The sequence below is a fragment of the Kitasatospora sp. NPDC023385 genome (assembly GCF_055664045.1).
In genome coordinates this window covers 18,404-43,675 of record NZ_JBVOOL010000042.1, presented here as the reverse complement: position 1 = coordinate 43,675, position 25,272 = coordinate 18,404, and the positions used below count along the sequence as shown (strand labels likewise).

Below are 25,272 nucleotides of genomic sequence, written 5' to 3'. Positions count from 1 at the left end.
GCGCGCCGGTCTCCTCCGGAGCCGCGCCGCGCCGCCGCTACGCGGCGGTTCGTTGCTCCGCTGCTCCGCAGCGGAGCTGAGGAGCGCGGAGCACCCCTCCGGGGTGCGGGGTGTTGGAGTGGGTGTGTGGTGGGGTGCGGGTTGTGTTTGTGCTGGTCAGAGGCTTGTGGGGTGGGCGCTCCGCGCTGGGTTGTGTTCATGGGTTCAGTGTAGCGGGTGGCCGGACTCGGCGGGGGTGTGGCGCAAGACTGACTCAGCGTCAAGTAATACTGATGAGACGTCAGTTTTAAGTGGTATAGACCTCATGGGACTAGACCAGTGCAGGGAGCAAGTGGTCCAGACCGAGAGGACCAGACCAAACCCCGGGCCTCCGGCCCACCCCTCCCCCACCCACCGGCCCTCCGGGCCGAACAACACCGCCGACAACAACACCCCCAAACCCACCGTCAAAAACCCACCCCGCCAACCGGAAACACCCGCACAAACACACCCCAGGAATTCGGAACCACCCCCGGAAAAACACCCCGAACAACACCACCCGAAAACACCCCAGAAAAACCACCCCACACCCACCACCCACCACCCTCTGTCCGGACCAACCACCACCCCCAAGCCGGCCGACCCGTGGTCGGCCACCCACCCCCCGCCAGGACGACAACCTCCAGCCCCCGAACCCGGCCACCACCGACAACCACGACCAGGACCACCACGACAACCCCGACCAACAACCCAAGCCGAGACCCACCAACCACCACCGACCAAGCCACACCACCAGCACCGCGACCACCACCACCGCGCAGGACCAAGACGACGACCACCCACAGCAGCACCACAACCAGACCCACCACCACAACCACCCAGCACCACCCCACACACCCTCAGAACCCCACCCACAGCCCCACCAAGACCCACCCACGCCCCAACCCCCCCACCACACCCACGCGGCCGCCACCAGGCGGACGCAGAGAAAAAAGCACAGCGCAGCGACCGGCCACACACCAACCAACGCCCCCAACCCCACCCCCACCACACCAACCACCACCACAAGCAGCAGGGGGCACAGACAGGTAAGTCGGGGTGGTGAGAACGGCCCCGCACCCCTCCTGACCTTGGACTATCACCCGTTCTCAACCTTGGGGCCGGTTGCTGTATCGACCCACGAACCGAACCATGAACCGAAGCCCGAGCCGACCCGCGTGCCGAACCCCATACCGAACCCGAGGTGCCGGACAAGCGGCATCACGATGTGGTAGTGTTCTTTCTGTCGGAAGGGGTTGGCGCCCCACCCGGCCACTCGATCCATTCACTACCCGGAGGTGTCCCGTGGAGATCGCTCCCGAGCTTCTGATCGAGGCGTCCAACGCCGAGGCAGATTTCCAGTCCGCCCGCGCCGCGCTGGCCGACGCCCGCCGCAAGCGCGACCTCGTTCTGTACGCCATGTGGCGCGAGACCCACGACCCGCGCGGGATCGCATCCCTCCTCCCGATGTCGGTCCGCACCACCACCGTTACGGCGGCGGTCGCCAAGCTCGCCCCGCCCCAGGACTTCACCCAGCCGGAGCTGTTCGCCCTCCCGGCCACCCCCGCGCACGAGTTGGCCGCGTAGCACTACCAGGCCGGGCGGCGGTGGCCCGCCGCCCGGCTACTCGATCCCACCATTTCGAAATCCAGGAGAAGAGCAAATGACCGACGCCGCCGCCGAATTCCGATTCCTCTTTCCGGGCACCGCCCGTGCCGTTATCAAGGCCCTTGACACCGTGCAGCGCGGAGCGTCCGGACGGATTGGAATTCCTTTCGGCGAGGTGGTGTCCGAGCGCCCGGAGGATGTGCGGGCCGCCGTTGCCGAGTTCAACAGGGTTGCAGGTGATGTGCTCGGACGGGTGGCGACCGGGAGCTACGACGTCCGCAAGTTCCGGACGCGCGACGCGGTCAGGTGCCTCTCCAGCGCGATGGAGAGCGCAGCTATGGGGGACCTTGCCGAGGCCGTGAAGGCGACGCACAAGGCGTTCAACGCGGTCAGCGCGGCCCGCCGACGGTAGCCGCCATGGCGGGGGCGGTCAGTGCGCCCGCCCCCGCCACAGGGCCCCGGCAAAGGCCGGCCTGTCAGTCCGCGCGCATCGAAAGAGCCTCGATGTGACTCGCACCACACTCCACCGAGGGCATCGAGATGTGGTATAGTTCTTTTTGTCGGGAGGGGTTGGCGCCCCACCCGGCCACTCGATCCAGCAAGACCAACCGAGAGGAACCTCCCATGAAGGCCAGCGCCCGCACCGCCCGTCAGATCCTGCGCACCCGCTCGGCGGAGAGCCGCGCCACCGCCGCGAGCCGCCGACCGCTGGACGCGGCCAAGCTCGCCAAGTCCTGCCACCGCCGCGCCCGCTCGCTCAACACCCACGCCCTGGCCGCCGGGGTCGACCGGAAGACCGCCGAGAGCGTCACCGAGACCCTGCGCAAGATCGCCAAGCGGAAGAACATCAAGCACACCGAGAAGGGCCGCACCCGCCAGACCATGGGGGGCCGGGGCCGCGTGGTCAAGACCGTCCGCCGCTACTCCCGCGCCAAGGTCGTCGAGCTGCTGACCGCCTACAACCCGCGCAGCGAGAAGAACCGCGAGGCCCGCCGCCTGATGCTCGCCGCCTGACCGGCACCCGGGTGGGGCGGAGACGCCGCCCCACCCGGGCCCCACGGTCCAACCGTCCAGCCCATGAGAGGAACAGCAGTGTTCAGCGGGCCGCCCCCGGTGGCCGCGACTCAACCGCCGGGGGCGCACCGGGCGGCCCGTCAGGGCCGCCGCCCAGGCCGCAGGCCCCGCCCCCAGATCAAGAGCGCTGCGCCCCACGCGCAGCCCGCCCAGCAGCACAAGGAGAGGCATCCATGCCAGGAGAGCAGGTCGAGTTCTTCCCGGTGGTCGTGACCGTCCCGGAGCGCGGGCGGCCGGTGGGCGAACCGGCGGCGGTGCGGGTCGCGCGAGCGAGCGAGGTTGCGGCCGGTGACCTTGTGATCGGCTACGCCCCGGCGACCAGGACGGCCGTCAGCCGGCCTTTGTGGCGGATGGGCTATCAGCAGCCGTTCAGGGCCGTCCCGCGCCCGTACAAGCCCGGCTGCAGGTGCTGCGAGGGATACCCGACCCCGCACGGTCCCCTTGCCGTTGTACTCAGCGCGCCGGACGCGGAGGGGGTCGGCGACGAGTGCGAGTCGTACGCCGCAGCCGAGCCGGTGTTGATCATTCCGGGTGGCGGCCGGTAGGCAGCGCGACTTTGGGGTGTGACTCCAAGCGGCATCGTAACGTGGTATAGTTATTTCTGTCGGGAGGGGTTGGTGCCCCACCCGGCCACTCGATCCACCACCAGCCAGACGGAGAACCCGATGATCAAGAACATGAAGATCCGCTCCGCGTCCCGCGCCGCCGGCCGCAAGGCCCCCCGAGGCCTCCAGCGCCCGGCCGGAACCGAAACCCTGGTCACCCGATTCGACGGCGGGTGGGAGTCCTTCGACCGCACGCGGCACGGCCGGTCCACCAACGCGGAATGGGCCAAGGTGCCGAACCGGCGCGACGGCATCCGCCGGGCGCAGCACGCGGCGGGCGCGTTCGCGCCGGAGCGCGAGCTGGGCGACCTCTGGCCCACGGGATTCGTGGCCGAGGTCGAGGCCGGTCTCCGGTGGAGCCTGTACGCGGCCAGGAACGGCACCTACGAGGTGGTCGGGTCGGGGCGGTGCGGCTGGGACGGCATGTACTACCGACGGGCCGGTGTGCGCGGTCGGCGAGCGGCGGTGCGCTGCTTCCAGCACGTCATCAAGCGGGGGGAGACGGTGGGAGCATTCGCGACCAGCGAGGAGGAGAGCTACTGAGGTGCCGCCGGTCCGCGCGGGAGCCCCGCGCGGACCGGCCCGGCCGACGGACCCACATCCCAGAGCAACCGAGAGGTACCAGCAGTGAAGTCCAGCACCGTCACCATCCGGAACGTCTGTGCCAGCAAGCGGGACCGCGCGGGCAACCTGACGATCACGTCACGGGGCGATGTCACCGTGACGCTCGACCCGATGACCGAGGCCGAACTGACCGACTGGCAGTGGCTGACCGACACCCTTAGCACGGAGGGAGTCGACCAGGAGACGCACCGCCTTACCGTCCGCGGCTGGAAGGTCAGCCACTCCGCGGCCGGAACCATCGGCTTGCTGTTCCAGAGGCACGGCACGCGGGTCCACATCGAGTGGTACCACCCCCAGGCCGGCGACTTCATGGCCGGTGGACGGCAGGCCCGGCTGCGCCACGCCGTCGCGCAGGTCGTCAACGCGCGACAGGAGCACGGGTTCCCACTGCCGGTCGACCCCGCCCCGGCAGTGGTCGACCAGGCCCCGGAGCCGACGCGGCGGGGCCGGTGCGCGGACGGGACGCTCGTGCGCTACAACGGTTCGGTCGAGAGGCTCAGGGGCGGGGTGTTCCGCGCGGAGGAGTGCGGTTGCCTGGAGTTCTGCGGGGGCTACGAGCTGTACCCCGACTTCCCCAGTTTGGAGATGCTGCGCCACGTCCGCCATGAGTCCGTCATGCCGCTCGTCGACTGACCACGGCTGGGGCAGCTCCGGCGCCCCCAAGCCGGCCGGGATGCGGGGCGCAGCACGGGAGCATGCGGCATTGAAATGTGGTATGCTTCTTTTGTCGGGAGGGGTTGGCGCCCCTCCCGGCCACTCGATCCGAACACCAGGGAGCAGGGACATGAGCACGCAGCAGGTGACCGACACGGACCCCCTCGTTCGTCTTCTCGCCCGCGCCGCCGCAGGCGACCGGGCCGCGCAGAAGTCGTTCCTCGCGGCCCGGGAGTCGCGCCAGCGGATGAACGAGCGCCTTGACCTCCGGGCGCGGGCCGCCGCGTGGCGGATGCTCGACCGGACGCGTAAGGACGCCCCCGACCTGGTCGGCTGACCGCCCGCCAGCTGCGCCGCCCGCGCGGCGCAGCTGGCCACGGCCGGGCGTGGCCATCGGGCCCGGCCGCCGCCCCGAACCTCAGGCCGCAGCGCGGCCCGAGCGAGGAAGAGGTTCGTCATGGATGTCCGTTGCCGCCGTTGCTACATGCCCACCGGGGTGGGCGCGGATGGGGTCGCCGAGGCTCACGACTTCCCGTATGCCGTCGCGCACTACGGCCAGTGCCCCGGGAGTGGACTCCCTACCCTGCCCGGGGCCGGCTACCCGCCGCTGGTGTGGGGGGCGCAGGTGGGCCAGTCGTGGGCGGAGGTGGGGGCGCTGCCGTCGCCCATGCCGGAGGTGACGCGGGAGGGGTCGACGGTGACGCTTACGGGCGTTCGGTTCGCGCAGTCGGCTGACTGCGAGCGGTGCCGGTGCGTCGTGTACACCGTCCGGTCGGGCGGCTGGCTGCGCATCGGGTTCGACCGGCAGGGGGAGGTGTTCGAGCGGTCGCAGCCGGGGCCGCTGGCCGACTTCCGCGTGTTGTGCCCGGGTGGATGCGGGGGCGAGCTGTCGCGGTCGACGTGGGAGCGGTGTGCCCGGACGCCGGTTCCGGTCGTCGACGCCGAGTCGGTGAAGTGCCAGGAGTGGGAGCAGCTGCGGGCCCGGGCGTTCGGTCCGGGCGCAGCGCCGGCGCGGCGGGCACTGGCGGGTGCGGGGTAGCCGACTGCGGCCGCCGCCGAGGCAGAGGAGGGGAAACCAGACGCATTGCGGCACGGAAATGTGGTATACTTCTTTTGTCGGGAGGGGTTGGCGCCCCTCCCGGCCACTCGATCCGAACCGGAGGAACAAGCCAATGGACCACCTGATCATCCCGGTCGTCGGCAGCCGCCAGGACGGCGACGCCATCCACATCGACATGGCCGACGTGAGCGAGATCTGCTTCTGCAAGCTGCTCGACCCCGAGGACCGCCCGAGCACCCCGTGCCCCCTCGACGAGGCGCAGCGCACCGAGGCCCTGGTGCGGCTGGCGGCCGGGTTCCGCGCGCTCCAGGGCAAGCGGGCGGAGGAGCTGGAGGCCGAGCGCGAGACGCTGTGCGGGTGGGGCGCGGGTGACTACGTGTCGTGGGACGTGCCGCACGTCGGCGTGGCGACGGTGCGGATCAGCGGCACCGGGAGCCGCTACAACCCGGGACTTTCCTACGAGAGTTGGGACGGGGTGACGGAGTCGGTCGAGGGGTCCGTGTACATGCCGCTCGCGGACAAGGTCCGCCGCTGGCGGCGGGCGACCGCGCAGGAACGCGCCCGCTTCGACGCCCTCGCCACCCCCGCGCCCGCCAACTGGTTCTGACGCACCGCCCGGGCGGGGAGAACTCGCCCCGCCCGGGCCACCCCGACCGCGACCGCACGACAGGAGTCCGACCATGAGCCGCCGCCGCACTGCCAGGCCCGCCGCATCCGATTCGCCCGACGCGCTGTTCGCAATGGAGAACGCCCCTGGGCCCGCGGCGCACCGCGGGCAGGTGGGCCCCGCCGGGGCGCAGGCCGACGCCGAGCTGTCCATGATCCTGGAGACGTACCGGAGGCCGGCGCAGCACGCCGCCGCCAGCCGCCCGGACATCCCGGCGACGTGGGCACAGGCGCAGCCCCACCAGTTCGGGAGCGAGACCGCGACGCAGCCGGTGCTGTTCATCCCGGGCGGGCCAGCCGCCCTGTTCGACTCCCCCGAACTGTCCTGACCGCAGGTCGGATCCGCCGGTGTGACCGGACAGCACAGTTTGCGAGCCCGGCACCCGAAACCTGCACGTCACGGCGCTTCCGGACACAGCTGTTTACGAGCCGCCGGACACCGAATCCTGCGAGGCGGAGCTTCTGACGAACCCGGCCGGGACGCAAGGCCCCAGGTCGCACGCCCTGGCGCGCAGGATTCGGCGTCCATTCGCAAGGTTCGATGTCCAGTCACAGCCGGAAGACCCGGAGCACCACAATTCAGACATGAAATGTGGTATACTTCTTTCTGTCGGGAGGGGTTGGCGCCCCACCCGACCACTCGATGCAGCCATCGAACCCGAGGGATGAGTCATGACGACGGCCCACACCACCACCGACAGCTCGGCCATCTTCGAGCGGGCGCGGGCGCGGCACGCAGATGCGATCGCCGCGGGCAGCCTGTTCACCCTGCTCGCCACCTACACCGTCGACGGGTCGACCCAGGTCCGGGCGCGCAAGGTGCGGGTCGGCGCTGACTACTCGACGCCCGAGGACACCCCCCGGATGCTCGCGATCGTCCACGGAGTCGCGGTCGAGTCGATCGCGCTGCGCGCTCTCATCTGATAGCTCCGCCCTGGTCCCGGGGGCCCACCCCCGGGACCAGGGCGGCCGCACCGCCGGACGGGGGAAGGCCCCGCCCGGCCCCGATGCCGAGGAGACCCACCATGCAGCTGTCCGCACCGTCCGCCGCCGACCGCGCCGTCGCCGTCGAAGCCTTCCGGCCGTTCCCCGGGGCGCCCACGTGGGACGTGCGCGCCGTGGCCGGCGTCATGGCCAGGCTGTACCCGCCGCCGGCCCAGGAGGGCACCGACGGGTGGCGGGTGGCCCGCCACCGCGATGCCGTGGCGGTGGGACGGATCCTCCGGGGGCACGGCTCACGCCCCACCGAGCCGGGGCCGGACCAGCGGGAGTGGGACGCGTGGATCAGGACCGACCGCGAGCACCTCAGCGCGAGCGGCCTGGAGATCCTGCGCGCCGACGACGTCCGCACGGTCGTACGGGTGCCCCTCCCCGCGGAGCCACAGTGCACGGCGACCGTGCGCCGCATCGGTGCACCGTCAGCCCTAACGAGCCGCGTCGAGTTCCCGCAGTGGCCCGGGATCGGCGGAACCCTGCGCTATTTCCCGATTCCCGGCCGCCCGGAGCGCGGCCTGTTCGAGGTCACGAACCATCTCGGTGGCGTCTGCCCGCAGCGGGTGATCGGCGGAGGCCGAGCCGTCGCGCTGCTGGCCGACCAGTACGGCCTACCGCTCCCCCTCCAGGTCATCCCGCGGCCGGCCCGGTGACGACGGGACACCCAGCGCCAATGGCATCGACATGTGGTATCGTTCTTTTTGTCGGAAGGGGTTGGCGCCCCTACCGGCCACCCGATCCAGAGCACCGAAGGAGACAGACCGTGCACGACGTCACCAAGGTTGGCCAGCGCGCCGACATCCCGTTCCAGCCGGCCCCCGGGGCGCCCACGTGGGACGTGCGCGCCGTGATCGCCGTCATGGCCGAGCTCTCCCCGCCGCCCGCCCACGACATGGCTGAAGGCTGGCACGCCGCCCCGTGGGACCAAGGCGTAGCGGTCCAGCGCATCATGGCCGGCCACCACCTGCGCCCGAGCCGGGCGGGCCAGGCCCGGGACGCGTGGGACGCGCTGATCAGGGCCGACCGCGAGCACCTGCGTGCGCACGGCATGGAAATCATGAACCCCGGCACCTCCCAGACCTACGTGCGCGTTCCACTCCCGACCGAGCCTCAGACGCGGGCGTTCGTACGCCGAACCGGCCCGGTGGAGGACTTCCTTCGCGCGGTCAGCTTCGAGGGATGGGAAGGCATTGGCGGCTTGATGCGCCTGACGTCGACGCACGCCAGTGCGGCCTACCGGATCGCCGACCACGAGGGAACCGAGGTCTGGATGGGCGACAACTCCGCCCATCGGTGCATCGAGGCACTGGCGAACCACTACGGCCTCCCCATGCCCGTCGAGATCGTGGCGGACCGGTAGGGCCAGCCCCGCCCCGTCTGCCATCCGGTCGCCAGCACTGCCCGGAGGCTCCATGCGAACACGGATGGCGTTGAAATGTGGTATGCTTCTTTGTGTCGGGAGGGGTTGGCGCCCCTCCCGGCCACTCGACCAGACCCAAGGAGATGCCATGTCCGAGATCTACTCGCTCCACTGGATCGGCTGCCCGTGCGAAGCGTGCAAGCGCGGGGAATCCTGTCCGCTCGACCAGGCGGGCGACAGGGAATTCCTGCGGCTGATGACCGGCAAGCTCCAGGGCGGAACGCGCCAGCCCGTCCGGGTTCGGCTTGAGTTCGAGATCGGCCCGTACTCCAGGTCCCTGCGTGACAGCGCCCCCAGGAGCCTGACCGTCTGCGCGGTCGGGGAGGACTGGGAGGCGGTCGAACTGCCCTTCGGCAATCTCGACCCCGAGGACATCGCGCGGATCTTGGGACACCTTCCGCAGTCCTAACACTCCGCCGCCGTCGCGCCGGTGCCCTACCGCGCGCGACGGCGGCGCCAGCAGGAATCACACCCGGTGACGCTTTTCACCGGGAGGGGTTGGCGCCCCTCCCGGCCACTCGATCCCGCTCCCCACTGGGGAGCCCGGCCCCTGGAGGCTTTCATGACCCGCACCATCACCTGGCCGTCGCGTGAGCAGTGGCAGGCCGACGCCGGGCACGCCGAGCGGACCAGCTGCCACGCGTGGCAGCGCGTGTCCGGCGACCCGGCCGCCTGGATGAGCGCGGACGAGCTCGCCGAGGCCCGCGCGCTGGCCGCCAAGGTGGTCCGGGCGGGCCGCAAGGCCCTCAGTGACGCCGAGCGCGCCGACTACCGCCCCACGCTCAACGGCTACGGCCGCGAGGCCGCCGCTCCGGATGCCCAGGTGTCCGACCTCACGTGCGCGTGGACGTCGATCCTGCGCACCGTCGACGAGGCCGGGGTGAGCAGCCCGGACACCCAGCGCCTGGCCGTGTTGCGCGACCTCCTGACCCAGGCTCACCGTGCGGGGGCGGCGGCCGCCGAGGAGGCCGCCGTGGCCTACCGGGCGACCGATGAGGCGTGGGCGGAGGAGGTGCGCCGCCGGGCACGGGTGGAGCGCGGTCCGCAGCGCACCGTCATCACCGTCCACGAGGACGGGTCGACGACGTCCACCGGCCCTGAGCCGTACACCCCGCCCATGTCGCCGTTCGAGGCGCGCCGCGGCTGACCACCCAGGCCGGGAGGGCCCGCCGCCCTCCCGGCCCTACGAACCAATCCCCGGAAGGACTCCCCCATGCTGTCGTTCGACCAGGCCCGCACCATGGCGCGCGGCGCCGCGCCCGCCGGCTACCGCTTGCAGACCATCGCACCCATCCCCGGCGCCGGCCGGTACCGGACCCTGTACGTCGACGCCCGGTGGCGCAGTCGCCGCGGCGAGGTCGACGCCGGCGGGGCGAGCGTGCACCGCACCGTCTACGGCCCCAAGTTCCGGCGCAGCGACGGCGAGCGGCATTCGCAGGTGGCCGCCCGCATCCGGGCCGACTACAAGCAGGCCAAGGCCCGGGGGATCATCCCCGCCGCGCTTCGCATCTCGGTCCGGATCGAGCCGGGTTACGGGATCCTGGTGGACGTCTCCGGTCTGACCGACCGGTTCCTGTACGGCGAGCGCGCGGCCGGCGCGCCGTACGGCCGCGAGGCGATGGCGTTGCTCCAGGTCCTGGAGGAGATCCACGACGCGTACCAGCGGGACGGGTCGGACAGCTTCCAGGACTGCTACCAGGTGCGCTACTCGGGGCGGGTGAAGCTGCTCAGCGAGGCGCAGCAGGCCGAGGCCGAGGAGGCGCGCGCGGCGCGTCGGCGGACGGCCGCCCCGAACCCGGCCCGCCGGTAGGACACCCCCGATCCAAGAAGGAGGAACGGCACATGCCCGGTATGGATGGGTACCCGGTCGCGGACCAGGTCGAGCGGCCCGACATCGAGGTAGCGCTGGTGACGCTTGCCGAACTGTGGGACCGGCACGGGGCGCAGCGGCTGGACCCTGACGGCATCCTGTCCGAACGGCAGGAGGAGGCGGTTGAGTTCGTGGTAGCCGCGTGGCGGGAGACTGCGGAGTATCAGCCCTGACGCCCAGTTGAGGCGGCGGCCGGCCCGGGGCGGACCACCTCCGGGCGGCCGCCGGCCGGGCACCTGCCCGCCACGCCCGGAGCAGCGCCGGACCGGGCCGCCTCGCACGCCCAGACGGCCATGAAATGTGGTATGCTTCTTTCTGTCGGGAGGGGTTGGCGCCCCTCCCGGCCACTCGATCCCAAGACCCTCAGGACGTGACTCCCGTGATCATCCACATCATCGAAGCCGATGCCATGCGCACCGCCCCCTCCCTCCGGGGCGTGACGCTGCGGTCCGTGCTGACCCAGGCCTTCGCGTACGTGACCAGCCTGGCCAGCGACGCACCCGAGGGCGAAGAGGACCCGCTGGAGGGCGCGGACTTCAAGGCCGTGCGCCAGCAGCTGCGCGGGACCAGCCCCCTGGTACTGACGGACGAGCAGCTCAACATGGCCCGCGCGATCCTCGGGAGCGCGCGGGCCGCCATGTCGCCGCGCGAGGCGAAGAACGAGCGGTACGCCCTTGCGGCGCGCTACGGCGAGGAGTTGGCCGAACAGCTCGCGGACGAGAAGTCCCGCCACATCTGCCGCACCCGGGCCTGACCAGCCCCTCCGACGCCGTGCCCGTCTCCGCGCGGGCACGGCACGCACCTCGCTCGCCCCCGGGTCGCCCCGGGGGCCCCATCGACCGCCACGCCCAGGAGCCCCGCCATGCCCTCCCGCGCCTCCGACCCCGGACCCGGCCTGTTCGACGCACCCCCCACCAAGCTTCGCAAGAATCTACTGACCGACAACAACGGCGATCTCAACCGCGAGGGCCGGAAGACCTATCTCTGGACCACCCCGGCACTGGAGGCCACCCTTCCGAGCGGCCGAAAGGTCGTCACATGCCCGGAGGCCGGCGTGTGCGCGAGGCTCTGCTACGCCCGCGACCCGCAAAGCTCCTACCTCCGGTTCCCCGGGGTCAGCAGGGCCCACTTGCTCAACCTGCAGATGGTGGAGGAGACCCCGCGGGAGTGGGAACAGTGGATGATCGCTGAGCTCAGGAAGCCGAAGTTCGTCGGCGCGGTCGTGCGCATCCACGACGCCGGCGACTTCCACAGCGACGCCTACGCCGCCGCGTGGATGCGCATCTGCCGCTCCGCGCCGCGCACGACGTTCTACGCCTACACGAAGGCCGTAGACCGGATGCGGCGCATCGTGGACCCCGACAAGCCGGCCAACTTCGAGTACACGCCGAGCCTCGGCGGAAAGGAGGACCACCTGATTGACCTCGCGCGCCAGCGGCACGCCGACGTCTTTCCGACCACGGAGGCGCTGGAAGCCGCCGGGTACCGCGACCAGGCCGAGGATGACCGGCTGGCCGTCGATCCCGACACGGTCAGGGTCGGAATGGCCGCGAACCGGATTCCCAGGCTGCTCAAGCGCCAGGGCGACCGCTCGTTCGGTCAGCTCCAGCGCGACCGGATGGCCCGCCGGACCGCCCTCCGCACGGCGGACAACTCCGCATGAGACAGGGGGCGAATCCCGTCGAAAGTCGGCATCGCAATGTGGTAGACTTATTTCTGTCGGAAGGGGTTGGCGCCCCTCCGTCCACTCGATCCCACCACCCCAGAAGGCGAGCCGACGATGAACCCCACCGACGCGATCACCACCCCTCCGCACCTGACGCTCGGCGCCAACGACGCCGTGTGGCGCTGGCACATCGGACATCTCGCCGTCGACGTCCACACGCATTCGGGCGGCGTACTGGAGTGGACCGTCTGGATGGGTGACGGGGCCATCCACAGCGAGTTCGAGCACATCGAGCCCGGCATCGAGGCCGCGAAGGGCTGGACGCGCGCCTTCCACACCGAGAACCCGAACTGCAACTGCGCGGACTGTCAGCCGTAAGCCCGCATCATTCGCGGACCGCCGGGCGCCCGGCGGTCCGTACCGCACGCAGCCGGTCGGGGCGCACTCGCGCGCCGACCGATTCCACACACAGGAGGCACCACGATGAACCCGCAGCAGACCGCCCCCCAGCCCAACCACCCCCTCCCCGGTGCGCGCCTCACAGCCTTCGGGCCCATCGGATGGCAGAAGGGCACACCCATGCCGGAGACGCACCGCCTGCTGAGCGACCTGCCCATGGCCGCGAGGTACGCCGAGACGATCGCCACGGGCGACGGCGGATACAGCTCCCGGGGGCTCGGCTGGGGCGCAGCCGGCACCGGGGACGAGGTGCGCCGGTTTCTGGGCAGCTGCCTCACGCACCTGCCGTGCAGCGAGGCCAGCGTGCAGGAGGACGGCACGACCCACTACCGGCAGTCACGGCGCCATTCGGTGGTCACCTTCACGCCCGACACCGAGTCGGGGGTGATCATCACGGATCCGGCGAGCCAGGTGACCGCCGACGCCTACCGGGTCACCGGCCACGACCGGGCCCCACAGGTGTGGTCGGCCGCCGGGGTCCGCCGCGCGGTGGCCGATGCGACGCGCCCCGGCCCGATCGACTGGCCCGACGGCTGGGCCCTGCTGATGCCCGATGCCACCATCCGGTTCGCGCCGCGCGGCTTCCCGTGGTCCGCCGCCCCGGTCTACGTCGGCGAGCCGGTGCCCGCCCCCGAGACGTGGGGGCCGTCGTGCGCGCAGTGCGGGCGGTTCGAGTCCGAGCACGATCCGAAGCGCGCGTGGGCGGGGTGCTGGACCTTCCAGTCGCCCGCCGGCTGACCCGTCGGCCCGGCCGACGTCACAAAGCGTTGCCCCTTGGGGTGGCAATCCCACCCCAAGGGGGCATCTCAATGTGGTATGCTTCTTTCTGTCGGAAGGGGTTGGCGCCCACCCGCCCACTCGATCACCGAAAGCCCAGGAGGCCCCCGTGCCCACGACCACCTACACCGGCCCCACCGACCCGTACGGCAGCGCCACCAGCACCTTCCCCGGCCCCTATGTCCGCGCCGCCCGAATCCTCGCCGTCCGCACCGTCCAGGTCGGCCCGGCCGACGGCCCCCGGCGCAGTGCGACCCGGCTCGTACTCGCCAACAACAGCCAGCGCGGCCCCCACGTCGTCGAGGCCACCGTGGACACCCCGGCCCAGGACTGGGCCGCCGACGGCGCGGCGCAGCGGCAGGCCAACGGGGCCCGCGACGTCGTCGCCGCGCTGACCGCCGCCGGAATCCCGGCGCGGTTCGGCCGGTCCCGGCTCGGCGTGCCGGTCGCCGCCGTCCGCATTGCCACCCGAACGGGCACCAGGCTGCTGCGGATCGCCGCACCCGAGAGCCTCACCTGGCAGCTGGAGGGCGCGAGCGGTGGCCGCTGGCCGGGAACGCGGCCCGCCGACGCCCCCGCGTACGTGAGCCGGTGGCTGCGCGTCGCCAAGGCGACCCCGGTCGGCTGACATCCCCCCGGGGGGCGCACCGCACCCCCCGGCCTACGACGACACGTGAAGCAGCCGACCGCCCCCGTCTGCAGGCCCCGTAGCGGCCCGGGGCTGCGCCGTGCCGCCCGGTTTCACGCACCGGACTCAGCATCCGGACGCCGGACAGAAGTCCACCGACCAGTGAGGAGACTGAGATGAACACCGACCTTGGCCCACAGGCCCCGTCCACCCTCGGAATCGGAGACCGCTATCGCATCCGGCGGACGGACGGCCCCTGGCACGAGGTAACCGTGCGGAGCGTGGGCAACAACGTCGACGGGTCTTTCACCGTCTACCACCAGGGCGCCGACGACATCCGATGCGCGCGCTACACCTACGGCGCGGCCGCCGTCCGCGTCACGTACCGCGCTCCGCGCTGCCCGCACGCAATCGGCTGGGAGAACTGCTGGCGCTGCGCCGATGCCGAGTGGCCCGACGAGATCCTCACCGCGTGCTTCGGCCAGGCCCCCGCCGTCGCGTGACCGCCCTGTGCGGCGCCACGGGCGCCGCGCCCTAGTTTCTTGGGACAAGACATGAGCATCCTTCAGGCCGAGGCCGGCCTTTTCGCGTTCGCGCTCGACCAGGGCCACCAGGGAGTGACCCGCCGCTCAAGCGTCGAGGCCCGCGCGGGTCACCCGTCGAACACCGCCGAGCGGCACGCGGACGGGTCGGTCACCGTGACGTTCCCCAACGGCAGCCGAGAGCACTACAGCCCGATCGGCCGGACCCAGGCCCGGGAGATCATGGCCGCCAACGAAGCCCGCACGCGGGCCGCCGAGGAACTGGGCGCCGAACTGCGGGTGGCACTGAACAACGCCGGGCTGCCGTTGGCCCGACGGTGGAGCGCGCAGGGTTCCGGCGTGGACGTCCACGTCGGCGGTATCTTCGTCAGCCTGTCCTGGTGGCAGGCCACCGAAGCGCTGCGCGCCCAGGCCGAGCGCTCCGGAGTCCAGCCGTGGCACCACGTGCGCGACCAGGTCGCCCGCGCCGCTCACACCGTCGCCCGAAAGCGGGGACTAACCGTGCGTGGCGGGGGAACGTCGTTGACGATCACCCTGCCGTGACCCTTGATCACCGTGCCCGCCACCCGGTGGGCAACACCTCAGCCCTGACCGAGCACAGGAGCCTTCCGTGTCCCATCCCGCGTCGCGTGTCCGCAAGAACCTTCCCCAGGCCGATCCGGCGCCGGCCGGCCGCACCTCCCGGGTGCGGATCAACCTGCGCTCCGCCGCGCAGCCGGACGCCCCGGTGGCGATGCTCGCCACGGTCGGCGCCGAGCTTCGCCGCCTGGCCGACCGGGCGGCGGCCGGCGAACCGCCGAGCCCCGCCGTTCTGCGCGCTCTCGCCGCCGACATTGAGGAGGCCGGAAAGCGCGTCTGACCTGCCGTCGGACAACGCCGAACACCGATCCGGGAAGCCTTACGCCACCAATCGGCATCGCAATGTGGTATGCTTCTTTTGTCGGCAGGGGTTGGCGCCCCGCCCGACCACTTGATCCGAGCACACCGCGCAAGCCCTCAATAGGGCGCAGCGACAGAGGAGTTGACCCATGTCCGCTACGAGTTTCACCGCGACGGCGACCGCGGAGGCGACCGGGGAGGTTTTCACCACCACGGTTGATCTGGTCCCCGCCACGGCCGCCACGGTGACCGCTGCCCCGGCCCGCCCGGTGGGCCGGGAGGCGACCGGGCCGGCGCGCTGCGTGGCCGTCACGGTGGCGGGTCGCACGACCGAGTTTGTGAGCCTGGTGGGCGGGAAGGTGGCCCGCCTGTGCACGGTCTGCCGCAATGCGAGCGGGTTCCGTCCGGAGTTCGCGGGGGTCCTGGGCGGCCAGTGCTTCCCCTGCCGCGGGGCCGGTCGCACCGGTCGCGCGCTGGGCCTGGACGAGGCGGCGAAGAAGGTGCTCCAGGGCGAGAATGCGCGGCGCCGGGCAGGGGCGCGCGCCCTGGTGAAGCGCCAGGCCGCCCAAGCCCAGGCGGACGCGGTACGGGCCGGATGGCTGGCCGACCGGCCCGACCTCGCGTCGTGGCTGGAGGGTGGCGACGAGGGGACGCTGGCCGCCGAGTTCGCCGCCATCGTGTCTGTAGGCGGCGAGTTGACCACACGCCAGGAAGAGGAGGCACGGGCGGCGATGGCCGCCGACGCCGCCCGCGCGGCCAAGGCCGCGGCCTCCCGGCACCTGGGCGCCGAGGGGGCGAGCGCGCAGGTGACCGGGGTTGTCACCGTCGCCAAGCGGGTGGAGAGCGCGTGGGGGTCGACGCTGCTAGTGATCGTCGAAGGCGACGGGGCGGACAGCGGGGTGACGGTGAAGGCGCTCACCGCGGCGAAGTCGGCCAGGGAGCACGCGAAGCGGGGCGCCCGGGTGAGGATCGCCGGGACGGTGAAGCGCCACGGGGAGTACGAGGGTGCAGCCGAGACCGAGCTGACGCGGATCCAGGTCGAGCCCGCCGGTGATCCGGTCGAGCCCCGACCGCAGGCCTCCGCCGGCGCGCGCGGCGGGGGCCCCGACCCGGCTGCCGGAGTCCCGGCGGCGACCCGCAAGCGGAGCGCATCCCGTCGGCCCACCGCCGCACTGCGCCAGGCCGCCGAGGAAGGGGCGCGGATCGTGGAGTCGGTGACCGGGCACGCCGTGGCCTACCGGCCGCGGCACCCCACCGACGCGCGCCCGTGGGCATCGCTGATGCCCGACGGGGCCGTGTGGCTGCGCTACAGCGGCGGGGAGTGCCGCGCCGAGTCGGCGGCGGCGTAGCGCGGCCCTGCAGGTGGGGGCGAGCCACCATGCGAGCTCGAAATGTGGTATACTTCTATCTGTCGGGAGGGGTTGGCGCCCCGCCCGGCCACTCGATCCCGCCCCGTGACCAACCGCCCAGGAGGCTCCCGTGTCCATGTCCCTGTTCGCCCCGATCCCGCCCGCCGACGGATGGCTTCGCGAGGGTGCCCGCCGCGCCCTCACCGAGGCGGAGCGCGGATTCTGGACCGCCCTTGAGCGGGCCGCTATCGCCCGCGCCCAGTGGTCCACCGCCCGTACCGTCGCCGCGATGGACCGGCCCGCAGGCATGTCGTTCATCGACGTCGACCGGGACCTGTCCGACGCCGAGCGCCACCGCATCGACCTCCGGCTCAGCCGCTTCCGGCAGGCCCTGCGACTCGCCGCCGAAGCGTGGTTCGCCTTCTACACGGAGGCCTACCCCGAACTTCCGACCGCGTCGGTCGACCTGACCGACTATCACGACCGCCTGTTGATCGACCGTTCGACCGCGATCACGCAGGTCGTCACGGCCCGAATCTCCCGCAGTCGCCGCAGCGCCCGCTGACCCAGGCCAGCAAGCCATCGTGCGGCGCGGCACCCGCCGCGCCGCACCCCACCCGACAGGAGCACGAACCCTCATGAACCGTGCCGACCGTATCGGCGCCGCCCACCGGGGCGAACTCTCCAGCCGCCCCGCCCTCGCGTCCATCACCATCGGCTACCCCCTCACCGGGGAAGGCGCGACGCTGCGCCTGTTCACCGCCGGTGGCGCTGCCTGCTCCTCCTACGTCGCCCGCCTCACCGAGCGTGGCGCGGCCGGTCGACCGAACGACCCGGCCGGGATATTCCTCGGCGATCTCCCCGCCGGCGCGATGACCCCGGGCCTGCTGACCGCCGCCGGATGGCACCTCGACCGGTACGGCTTCGACTACGCCCCCGGCGCGCAGTGGACCGCGGCCGTCATGTCCGACGCCGAGAAGGCGACACGCGCCGAGTGGTCGACCCTCATGCGCACCCCCGCTCCGTACGTGTCCAAGGTGGCGATCGTCCCCACCCCGGCCTACCTCTCGTACGTCGATCGGATGTACGGGCCCGTTCCCGACCTGACCGGGCAGCTTCCCGACGGTGTGACCGCCGCCCCGACGTCCCGGGGATGGTGGGACGTCACCACCCCCGAAGGGTCCTACGTCCTCACGTGGTCGCCCGGGATGGGCGGCGACAAGTGGCGGATGTGGAAGGGAGCCCGCCGATCCGAGCTTGCCGCTACCGGCGACAGCCCCGCCGAGCTGTTCACCCGCTTGAACACCCCCCGGTAGCCCAGCCGTTGCGAGGGAGCAGCGGCACCGCTGATCCCCCGCCCCGCCGGACACCCAGCCCCGACCCGATCAGGAGAACCCGCCGTGATCAACGCCCAGGACACCGCCCGTCACCCCGCCGCCCATTCCGCCGCCCGCGCGTCCGCGTACGCCATGCAGGCGCACCGGGCCGCCGAGGAGGCACGTAACGCCTCTCGTGCCGCCCATCAGGCCGACCCGGACAGCGTGCACACCGAGATGTCCTCTGTTGCGGCCGACGCGGCCGGGCACGCTGCCGAACAGGCCCAGTCGTGCGCCGACCGGGCCAAGTCCGCCGCCGCCCACCGCGCCGCGCCGCCGCTCGTCCTCACCGCGTTCGTCATCGACTACGCCGCCGACGCCACCAAGTGGGCCGCGGAGGCCGAGCGGCACGCGCACACCGCGCACGTCCACGCCTTCGCCGCCGCCAGCACGTAGCAGCCCCGCCGGGGCGCGGAGCCGTGCCGTGCCCCGGCCGTCCGCGCTCCACACAGCACGCGAGAGGGTACGAAATGTGGTATATTTATTTCTGTCCGAGGGGTTGGCGCCCCTCCGGCCACTCGATCCCACCCATGCCCGCCCGGCACCAAACCGGGCGGGCTCCCTTCCCGAGGAGTCCCGCGTGCACACCGCGACCTGCAGCGCCAACGACAGCCTTCGCGAGTCCCTGATCGGGGCGCTCAACGCGCGGGGCATCGATCACGACACCGACGGGCACGGCGTGCTCGAGTGGGTGTACATCGACCTTCCCGACGGCAGCCAGATCTGGATTGCGGACGTGAACTCCGAGTTGGACGGGACGCTGGCCGAGTACTCGGGGCTCGCTGCGGTGCACCGCAGTGGCGAGGAGTGGCAGCGCAACATCACGGTGTACGAGTCCCCCTCGATCGGCGACGTCCGGGACATGGCCGCGTGGAACCGCGAGCTCGCCGAACTGCTGGCCGCCGTCGAGAGCAGCATCCGGACCGTCACCGAGGTCTGGCGGGCCGCCGACCGCGTGGCCGCCACCCTAGGCCCCGGCTGGCAGGTCGACCGCGAGCACAGCGCGAACCCGCCGGGCCGGATCATCCGGCACCCCGACGGGCGCGCACTGCGGGTCTTCCCCCACGAGCACCGGGGACGGCGGCGCATCTCGGCCGTCGGCCACTACCCGGCCACACGCCGCCCGAGGGGACCCCAGGACGATCCGATGGTCACCGTCGCGGCGTGCCGCACCGCGAGCACACTGTCGTGGGAGGTCAAGCGCAGCCTTCTGCCGCGCTACCACCGCGTCCTGGCCGCGATCACCACGTTCAACGCCCGGGACGAACGTGAGCAGGAGCAGCGGCGCCAGCTGGCTGAGCGGCTCAGTGTGCGCCTCCCCGGGGTGACAGCGACACCGGACCCGGCCCGGCCACTGGAGGCCGCGCGCCACCTGCACGGCGACGTGACGGGCGCCGGGGTGTGGTGCGAGGTCGCCATGGCCGACGACGCCAGCACCGTCAACGTCACGCTGCGGGACGTCCCGACGGAGTGGGCGGTCGGCTTGCTCTGCACGCTCGGCCACTTCCCCGCCGTGAGCGGCGTGCGCTGACCGACGCGGAAGCCCACCGGATCGAGCGCCCTGCACCAGAAGCCGTGGGTGCCCCGCTCCACCTGACGCGGCGGCGGCCGGGACACCCCCGGCCGCCGCCGGCCACCCGACCCTGATCCAAGGAGACCCCAATGACCCCGCTCGCCCGCCCGCGCACCCCTTGGCCGGTTGTAGCCCTGATCAACCACGCGAGGCGGTACGGCTGGCTCGGCGAAGTCGATTGGGAGCCCGCCGGCCTCACCAACCTGGGCCCCCAGTTCATCGTCGAGCTGACCGGCGAACCGGTACGCGGCTGCGGCCGACTGCGCCTGGTGTGGACGGACCGCGGGTGCGGCTACCGCTATCAGCCGTGGTTCGCCAGCGGTACCGTTCCCGGCGGCCGTGAGGTGTGCGCACCTCTGGAGCGGCGCGAGGCCGAAGCGGCCATCCGCAACAACCCCGTCCATCCGTGCGCAGCGGCAACGGTGGACGAGCCGCGCGACTGGCGCGCGGCCGACGTCGCGCCGCCGATGGTGGACGAGCTCACCGAAGCCATGCTGGCCCCGGTGCGCCGGGCCGCCGCGCTCTCCCGGATGCCCCAGACGGTCTGGGCGTCGCGCTTCGTCGGTCGGCACTTCGTGGGCACGGACTGCCTCCTCACGTCGGCGGCGCCGGGCCTGCAACGCCCCAGTGACGCGCACCCCGACGCCGAGCCGATGCTCACCGTGCTGCCGCCCTGCTGACCGCCGCTCCGGAGCGCACCACGCCCATGCGGCCCCGACCTACACCGGCCCAGCCCGAGACGAAGGACGACCATGACTCGTACCGCAGGAAACCACGACGCCCCGCAGCCCGACGCCCTGTTCGACATCGCCGCCCTTCCCCCGGCCGGTCCGATGGTCGCGGGATGCTGCTCGTGCGGCGCCGGCATCGAGCGCCCGCTGAACGGCCCGCGCCCTGCCTGCACCCACCCCGAACGAGTCGCCGCCGAACGCGCCGCCCGCGAGTTCGCCGGCCCCCGGCACACCGAGCGCATGGCGGCAAACTTCGCCCGGTGGTTCGTCGGCACCGGCCACAGGGAGGAGTCCGAGCACGAGGCGGCGTACGAGGAGTGGCGCAGCATCATGGGGTGGCGGATCGAGTTCTACGAGGCCCAGGACCACCAGGAGCCGCATGGCGGGTAGATCCACACTCACGGACGGCATCGACATGTGGTATGCTTCTTTATGTCGGAAGGGGTTGGCGCCCCTCCCGGCCACTCGATCCGACCATCCGCAAGAGGGGACTCCCATGCCCGCCACGAAGACCCGCCCGTCCAAGGCCGACTACCTCCAGGCCCTGATCGACCACCCCCGCACCTCCGCCGAGGAACGCGACGCGGCCGAGCGGGCGCTGGCCCGCGTCCGGGCAGCGCAGGAGGCGAAGGGCGGCGGGACCGACGAGAGGCAGGGCGGCGAGCGGTCCGGGTGGATCGGGATCCCGATCCACTACGGGGAGAAGTACAACAGCCGACTGAGCACGACCGAGATCGCGGCGCTGATCCGCAAAGACGTGAAGATGCAGCAGAAGCTGGCCGAGCGCAGCGCTGAGGACGCACCAGGCACCGTCAAGGTGCCCAACGCGATCGGCGACGCACCGGCGGGGGTGAAGTTCTCGATCCGCCGCGAGTACTTCTCCGGCGGAAGCGCGATCCGGATGACCATCAAGAACGCCTCCCCCGAGTGGGCTTGGACGACCGGGATTGCGCACGGCTTCGAGCGGCAGGTGCCGACGGAGCAGCTCAAGGCCTTGGCCGACGAGCTCAAGGCGCTCGGCAACGCCTACAACTTCGACGGCAGCGACATCACGACAGACTACTTCCACGTGAACTACTACCTCACGCTCGACATCGAGACGACGGACGGGCGGTGCCGTTCGCTCTAGCCCCCACGTCGGGCGGCAGCAAAGGAAACCCGCCGCACCCACCACGACCACGCCCGACCCGCGCGGCCGGGCTGCGCCCCTCGGCGCAGCCCGGCCGGCCCCGAAGGACCTGACCCACCCGCCGACATCACGGCCTGGCCGCCGCCGTTCCACCGGGCGTACTGTTCCACGGCACCGCCAAACACACCCTGCAGCCAATCCTGGCCGAGGGGCTACGCCCGATGGCACGCCAGGACGTGCACCATTCCACCGACATCGGCACGGCGGCCCGAGTCGGCTCGCGGCACGGCCGGCCCGTGGTTCTGCAGGTGGACGCGGCCGCCCCCTCCACCGCTGGGCACGAGTTCCGGGTGTCCGCCAACGGCACCTGGCTCAGCGGCCCGATCCCACCCCAACACCTGCACCGCATCCGCTGACGATCCGGCGGACTCACGGGCCCGCCCGCCTGCAGCATCTATATGTGGTATACTTGTTCTTGTCGGGAGGGGTTGGCGCCTCTCCCGACCGCTCGATCCAGCTTCCGCACCCACCAAGGGGACCCTTCGTGACCACGACCACGCGCGCCCTCACCTCCGAGATGGGCGAGCACTTGCTCGCCGCTCTCACCGCCCAGAACCACCGGGTCGACGGCCACGCCGCGACTGTGAACGGGATCGTCTCCCGCAAGCTCGCCGAGCCAGTCACCAAGCAGATGGCCGCCGGACCGGTGACCACCGTGCATCTGAACCCCGCTGGTCGGCGCGCGGCTGCCGAGATGGCCCGCGACCTTCCCGCCGAACAGCGCGAACCGCTATGGCAGGCGGCGCTGGGCGAGGCTCGCCGACTGCTGCGGCTCGGCGACGACGAGCGGGTGCAGTCCGCCCGCTGGGTGATCACCGTCCGCGGGGACAGCCAGGAGCCCGCCGTGTACGGCCCCTTCGGGATCAGCCGGAGCCTGCGGCGCGCCGCAGAGGCGATCCTGGCCGGTACCGCCTTCCGCCGCCTGGACGAGGAAGGGCTTCGGGTCGAGGCGACCCACCTGTCCGGCGTCATCGACGTGTTCGTCGTCATCGACGACGCGTCGGTCACGGCCGCGCAGCTCGCCGAGAACAGCGTCAGCTGACCGCCCGTCCGGCACCCTCCGCCCGCCCCCCGGGGTGGGCGCCGCTTCACCGTCCGGGCCGGTCGGCACCGGCCCGGGACGCCAAGGACAGAACCATGAACACTCCCAGCGCGGACACCTGCACCGCCCTTCCGTCCTCTTCGGCCACGCGTTGAGCGGGGCCGGCCCCGACGCCATGACACCCGCCATGTCCCGGTTCGCCGACCAGGCCCGACGCTCCGGCTGGCTGGTCAGCACCTGGTCCGGCCTCGGAAAGCACGGCCCGGTCGCGGCCGTGGTCCTGACCGGCCGTGTCGCGACCATCACCGGCTCGGAGCCCGCCGAGGTCCGGTGCGTCTGGGAGACCGACAACAAGGGCCGGATCCGCTGGCGCGGCGCGTGCATTCACCGCTCCGGAACCGAGGAGACACACCGCATCGGGTGGCGTCTACTCTCGTCTCACCTGCACGGCCTGACTGCGTCCCTGGTCGACCGGGCCTCGGAGGCGGCGGGGCGCACCTGCCACGGCAGCGATGCGCAGCACTGGGCGTTTCTGGCCCGGGGTCAGGCGCACCAGGCGCGCGTCGCCGCGGCGTCCGGCCGGCAGTCGGTGGCGCAGACCGCACCAGCGAGCGTGCTGGCGGGACCGCTGCGCGCGGCTGCGGAGCGGACGGTTCGCCGGTTGGAGCGGCGTGCCGCCGTGGTCGGTGTGCTCGCCGCGAGGGCCGAGCGCGAGGCCTACCGGGTGGGAGACGCCCGGCGGGTGTTCGAACTGTCAGGGCGGGCCCGGCTGCTCGCCGCCTCCTGTGTGGACGATGCCCAGGCCCTCGACCTGGGGGCGCTCGACCTCGAGGCCGAGGAGGTATGCACGCGCTACGTCGCCCGGGACGAGGCCGCGCTGGCGGCCGAAGAGGCGCAGTGGCGCCGGGCAAACCCCGACGGCACGCCGGCCGACTATGCCAAGGCGGTGCTTCACACCGTCGGCGGCGCCGAACGGGAGTTCGCCGCCTGGTGGGCGGACCACGGCCGGGAAGACGTGACGTTCCTCCAGGGTTGGGACCTCTGGCACGGCCGCGACGGGCACGCGACGGCGGCCGAGGTCAACGCCTCCCTGCGGCACGACCCCGAACAGGATCAGGCACTGTTCACGCTCGGAATCGCGGCCGCCGCCGTCCTCGCCCAGCAGGGTGACCAGGACCAGGTGCGGGAGTCCGTCCGGCTGGCCGAGGCCGCTGCCCAGGGTGCAGCACTGTTCGCGCCCGGCGCAGCACGAACCCACACCCGGGTGCAGCGACTGACGGCCGAGGTGTGGGCGCTGCTCGGCGGAAGCGCGTGGGGGCTGTCGCTGGACATGTCCAAGAACGTGCTGGCGGTGGAGGCGTGGCTGAACACGGCCGCAGGCCAGGAGGCTGCCGCTCTGCGGCACCTGATGCTGGTGCGCCACGGGCTCGACCTGCGAAACCGCGCCCACGACGCGGTGCGCGTGGCCACCCAGGCGGCCGAGCGGCAGCACGACCAGGCCGCCCGCGCGGTGTTCGAGGCCGCCCTGGACGCCGGGGAGTCATTCGAGTGTGCTCGGGAGGCCGGCGCCGACGCGCGCGCCCGCCTCGGTGCGGACGCCGAGGGAAGGCCCGACGACGGACGCGGTCGGCTGCTGCGTGGCATGCCGGTGTGGGTCGAGCCCGGCGACGCCGACCACGGGCCGCGCAGCGTCGCCCGCATCGCCTGCTACCGCGGGCACGGCACGTTCCGCGTCCGCCCCCTGGCCGGTGAGGGGTGGACCGAAGCCCCCGGGGACCGGCTCGCCCCCGCCACCGACGCGGAGACACAGGCCGACCGGGAACGGCAGCTCGCCGAGCACCGGGCGCAACAGGCCGAGGCGGACCGCGAGAAGGCGGCCGCGCAGGCACGTGCCGCGCAGCAGGCGGCCGCGCAGCGCGCCCAGGAACAGCGCCGCAGCGCCCGGGAGGAGGCGGTACGCCACTGGCCGGCGCCCGTCGCTGAGTCAGCGGTGTGGGAGCCGGCTTTCCCCGTCCCCGAGACGCTGGACACGCTGTGGCGGTGCGCAGCGCGCAACGGGTGGCTGATGACCCGCCGGACGCGCGGCAGCGGATTCGGTTCGTCGATCGCGGTGAACATCTCCGGGACGACGGATCAGGGCACGTGGGTGTTCGACCTGGTGTGGACGGTGGCCTACGGCCGATACCGGTTCGACCGGCAGGCATCCGCAGCCGAGTGGGCAGACCGCCGAACGGGACCACGCGGCGGGCAGGTGCGCCCGGGGGTGACGGCTGTTCTGGCCGTCATGGCCGTCGAGACGGCCGAGGGCGCCGCCGCGCCGCTCGGCTTCCTGGCCGGGGTCACGGCGGGCGACCGAGCCGGGCAGTCGGCGCCGTAGGCTGCCCTGCCGCGGCCGTAGGCCGTGACCGGCCCCGGGGGCCTCCCGGGGCCGGTCACGCTCGGTCTGGATCACGTCCGCGCGGACCAGGC

Annotated in this window: 36 protein-coding genes; 35 read left to right on the top strand and 1 reads right to left on the bottom strand. The window is 72.3% G+C overall.

Annotation, left to right across the window (positions count from 1 at the left end; genetic code table 11):
• Positions 1-1,323 precede the first annotated feature (1,323 nt).
• The 7 genes from AC0B61_RS34845 (at position 1,324) to AC0B61_RS34815 (ending at position 4,920) form a co-directional block, all read left to right on the top strand.
• Positions 1,324-1,605: a hypothetical protein gene (locus AC0B61_RS34845; RefSeq protein WP_471746181.1), complete on the top strand. Its 282-nt coding sequence runs from the start codon at positions 1,324-1,326 to the stop codon at positions 1,603-1,605.
• 76 nt (positions 1,606-1,681) lie between these two features.
• The gene (locus AC0B61_RS34840; RefSeq protein WP_471746179.1) at positions 1,682-2,038 is read left to right on the top strand and encodes a hypothetical protein; all 357 of its coding nucleotides are present in this window, start codon (positions 1,682-1,684) and stop codon (positions 2,036-2,038) included.
• 212 nt (positions 2,039-2,250) lie between these two features.
• Positions 2,251-2,640 carry a hypothetical protein gene (locus AC0B61_RS34835; RefSeq protein WP_471746178.1) on the top strand — a complete coding sequence of 130 codons (390 nt, stop codon included), beginning with the start codon at positions 2,251-2,253 and terminating at the stop codon, positions 2,638-2,640.
• Positions 2,641-2,873: 233 nt separating this feature from the next.
• The gene (locus tag AC0B61_RS34830; RefSeq protein ID WP_471746176.1) at positions 2,874-3,245 is read left to right on the top strand and encodes a hypothetical protein; all 372 of its coding nucleotides are present in this window, start codon (positions 2,874-2,876) and stop codon (positions 3,243-3,245) included.
• 120 nt (positions 3,246-3,365) lie between these two features.
• Positions 3,366-3,848: a hypothetical protein gene (locus AC0B61_RS34825; RefSeq protein WP_471746174.1), complete on the top strand. Its 483-nt coding sequence runs from the start codon at positions 3,366-3,368 to the stop codon at positions 3,846-3,848.
• An 84-nt stretch (positions 3,849-3,932) separates the two neighbouring features.
• A complete protein-coding gene (locus tag AC0B61_RS34820; protein WP_471746172.1) occupies positions 3,933-4,562 on the top strand; it encodes a hypothetical protein in 630 nt (209 codons plus the stop codon).
• Positions 4,563-4,713: 151 nt separating this feature from the next.
• Entirely contained in the window at positions 4,714-4,920 is a 207-nt protein-coding gene (locus tag AC0B61_RS34815) for a hypothetical protein (protein ID WP_471746170.1), read from the top strand.
• A gap of 260 nt (positions 4,921-5,180) precedes the next feature.
• Here AC0B61_RS34815 and AC0B61_RS34810 read toward each other — a convergent pair whose 3' ends face one another.
• Entirely contained in the window at positions 5,181-5,375 is a 195-nt protein-coding gene (locus tag AC0B61_RS34810) for a hypothetical protein (RefSeq protein ID WP_471746168.1), read from the bottom strand.
• A 380-nt stretch (positions 5,376-5,755) separates the two neighbouring features.
• Here AC0B61_RS34810 and AC0B61_RS34805 point away from each other — a divergent pair, with 380 nt between their 5' ends.
• From AC0B61_RS34805 to AC0B61_RS34670, 28 genes are all read left to right on the top strand, one after another.
• Complete coding sequence (locus AC0B61_RS34805; RefSeq protein WP_471746166.1) at positions 5,756-6,250, top strand: hypothetical protein; 495 nt, start codon at positions 5,756-5,758, stop codon at positions 6,248-6,250.
• A 73-nt stretch (positions 6,251-6,323) separates the two neighbouring features.
• Complete coding sequence (locus AC0B61_RS34800; RefSeq protein ID WP_471746164.1) at positions 6,324-6,638, top strand: hypothetical protein; 315 nt, start codon at positions 6,324-6,326, stop codon at positions 6,636-6,638.
• Positions 6,639-6,981: 343 nt separating this feature from the next.
• Positions 6,982-7,233: a hypothetical protein gene (locus tag AC0B61_RS34795; RefSeq protein WP_363577462.1), complete on the top strand. Its 252-nt coding sequence runs from the start codon at positions 6,982-6,984 to the stop codon at positions 7,231-7,233.
• Positions 7,234-7,334: 101 nt separating this feature from the next.
• Positions 7,335-7,955, top strand: coding sequence for a hypothetical protein (locus tag AC0B61_RS34790; protein WP_471746162.1), 621 nt, complete (start codon positions 7,335-7,337; stop codon positions 7,953-7,955).
• A gap of 110 nt (positions 7,956-8,065) precedes the next feature.
• Positions 8,066-8,662 (top strand): hypothetical protein, encoded by a 597-nt coding sequence (locus AC0B61_RS34785; RefSeq protein ID WP_471746160.1) that lies wholly within the window; start codon positions 8,066-8,068, stop codon positions 8,660-8,662.
• A 148-nt stretch (positions 8,663-8,810) separates the two neighbouring features.
• Positions 8,811-9,131: a hypothetical protein gene (locus tag AC0B61_RS34780; RefSeq protein WP_471746158.1), complete on the top strand. Its 321-nt coding sequence runs from the start codon at positions 8,811-8,813 to the stop codon at positions 9,129-9,131.
• Between the two features lie 153 nt (positions 9,132-9,284).
• Positions 9,285-9,869 (top strand): hypothetical protein, encoded by a 585-nt coding sequence (locus tag AC0B61_RS34775; protein ID WP_471746157.1) that lies wholly within the window; start codon positions 9,285-9,287, stop codon positions 9,867-9,869.
• Between the two features lie 66 nt (positions 9,870-9,935).
• Complete coding sequence (locus AC0B61_RS34770; protein WP_471746155.1) at positions 9,936-10,532, top strand: hypothetical protein; 597 nt, start codon at positions 9,936-9,938, stop codon at positions 10,530-10,532.
• 32 nt (positions 10,533-10,564) lie between these two features.
• Complete coding sequence (locus AC0B61_RS34765; RefSeq protein ID WP_471746153.1) at positions 10,565-10,765, top strand: hypothetical protein; 201 nt, start codon at positions 10,565-10,567, stop codon at positions 10,763-10,765.
• Between the two features lie 197 nt (positions 10,766-10,962).
• Positions 10,963-11,346 carry a hypothetical protein gene (locus AC0B61_RS34760; protein WP_471746151.1) on the top strand — a complete coding sequence of 128 codons (384 nt, stop codon included), beginning with the start codon at positions 10,963-10,965 and terminating at the stop codon, positions 11,344-11,346.
• A gap of 108 nt (positions 11,347-11,454) precedes the next feature.
• Positions 11,455-12,255: a GP88 family protein gene (locus AC0B61_RS34755; RefSeq protein WP_471746149.1), complete on the top strand. Its 801-nt coding sequence runs from the start codon at positions 11,455-11,457 to the stop codon at positions 12,253-12,255.
• Between the two features lie 117 nt (positions 12,256-12,372).
• Complete coding sequence (locus AC0B61_RS34750; protein ID WP_471746147.1) at positions 12,373-12,636, top strand: hypothetical protein; 264 nt, start codon at positions 12,373-12,375, stop codon at positions 12,634-12,636.
• Positions 12,637-12,741: 105 nt separating this feature from the next.
• A complete protein-coding gene (locus AC0B61_RS34745) occupies positions 12,742-13,455 on the top strand; it encodes a hypothetical protein (RefSeq protein WP_471746145.1) in 714 nt (237 codons plus the stop codon).
• Positions 13,456-13,603: 148 nt separating this feature from the next.
• A complete protein-coding gene (locus AC0B61_RS34740; protein ID WP_471746143.1) occupies positions 13,604-14,122 on the top strand; it encodes a hypothetical protein in 519 nt (172 codons plus the stop codon).
• Positions 14,123-14,298: 176 nt separating this feature from the next.
• A complete protein-coding gene (locus AC0B61_RS34735) occupies positions 14,299-14,625 on the top strand; it encodes a hypothetical protein (RefSeq protein ID WP_471746141.1) in 327 nt (108 codons plus the stop codon).
• Positions 14,626-14,676: 51 nt separating this feature from the next.
• Entirely contained in the window at positions 14,677-15,207 is a 531-nt protein-coding gene (locus tag AC0B61_RS34730) for a T-complex 10 C-terminal domain-containing protein (RefSeq protein ID WP_471746139.1), read from the top strand.
• Positions 15,208-15,274: 67 nt separating this feature from the next.
• Entirely contained in the window at positions 15,275-15,523 is a 249-nt protein-coding gene (locus tag AC0B61_RS34725) for a hypothetical protein (RefSeq protein WP_471746137.1), read from the top strand.
• Positions 15,524-15,692: 169 nt separating this feature from the next.
• Complete coding sequence (locus tag AC0B61_RS34720) at positions 15,693-16,892, top strand: hypothetical protein (RefSeq protein WP_471746136.1); 1,200 nt, start codon at positions 15,693-15,695, stop codon at positions 16,890-16,892.
• A gap of 130 nt (positions 16,893-17,022) precedes the next feature.
• A complete protein-coding gene (locus AC0B61_RS34715) occupies positions 17,023-17,457 on the top strand; it encodes a hypothetical protein (RefSeq protein WP_471746134.1) in 435 nt (144 codons plus the stop codon).
• Positions 17,458-17,530: 73 nt separating this feature from the next.
• Positions 17,531-18,208 (top strand): hypothetical protein, encoded by a 678-nt coding sequence (locus AC0B61_RS34710; RefSeq protein WP_471746133.1) that lies wholly within the window; start codon positions 17,531-17,533, stop codon positions 18,206-18,208.
• Positions 18,209-18,292: 84 nt separating this feature from the next.
• Positions 18,293-18,664, top strand: coding sequence for a hypothetical protein (locus AC0B61_RS34705; protein WP_471746132.1), 372 nt, complete (start codon positions 18,293-18,295; stop codon positions 18,662-18,664).
• Positions 18,665-18,848: 184 nt separating this feature from the next.
• Complete coding sequence (locus AC0B61_RS34700) at positions 18,849-19,799, top strand: hypothetical protein (RefSeq protein WP_471746131.1); 951 nt, start codon at positions 18,849-18,851, stop codon at positions 19,797-19,799.
• A gap of 131 nt (positions 19,800-19,930) precedes the next feature.
• Positions 19,931-20,521 (top strand): hypothetical protein, encoded by a 591-nt coding sequence (locus AC0B61_RS34695; protein WP_471746129.1) that lies wholly within the window; start codon positions 19,931-19,933, stop codon positions 20,519-20,521.
• Positions 20,522-20,593: 72 nt separating this feature from the next.
• Positions 20,594-20,962, top strand: a complete 369-nt coding sequence (locus AC0B61_RS34690) for a hypothetical protein (protein ID WP_363577500.1) — start codon at positions 20,594-20,596, stop codon at positions 20,960-20,962.
• 106 nt (positions 20,963-21,068) lie between these two features.
• Positions 21,069-21,701 (top strand): hypothetical protein, encoded by a 633-nt coding sequence (locus AC0B61_RS34685; protein ID WP_471746127.1) that lies wholly within the window; start codon positions 21,069-21,071, stop codon positions 21,699-21,701.
• Between the two features lie 134 nt (positions 21,702-21,835).
• Positions 21,836-22,117 (top strand): RNA 2'-phosphotransferase, encoded by a 282-nt coding sequence (locus tag AC0B61_RS34680; RefSeq protein WP_471746183.1) that lies wholly within the window; start codon positions 21,836-21,838, stop codon positions 22,115-22,117.
• A gap of 128 nt (positions 22,118-22,245) precedes the next feature.
• Positions 22,246-22,803 (top strand): hypothetical protein, encoded by a 558-nt coding sequence (locus tag AC0B61_RS34675; protein ID WP_363577506.1) that lies wholly within the window; start codon positions 22,246-22,248, stop codon positions 22,801-22,803.
• Positions 22,804-22,990: 187 nt separating this feature from the next.
• Entirely contained in the window at positions 22,991-25,180 is a 2,190-nt protein-coding gene (locus tag AC0B61_RS34670; protein WP_471746125.1) for a hypothetical protein, read from the top strand.
• Positions 25,181-25,272: the final 92 nt, after the last annotated feature.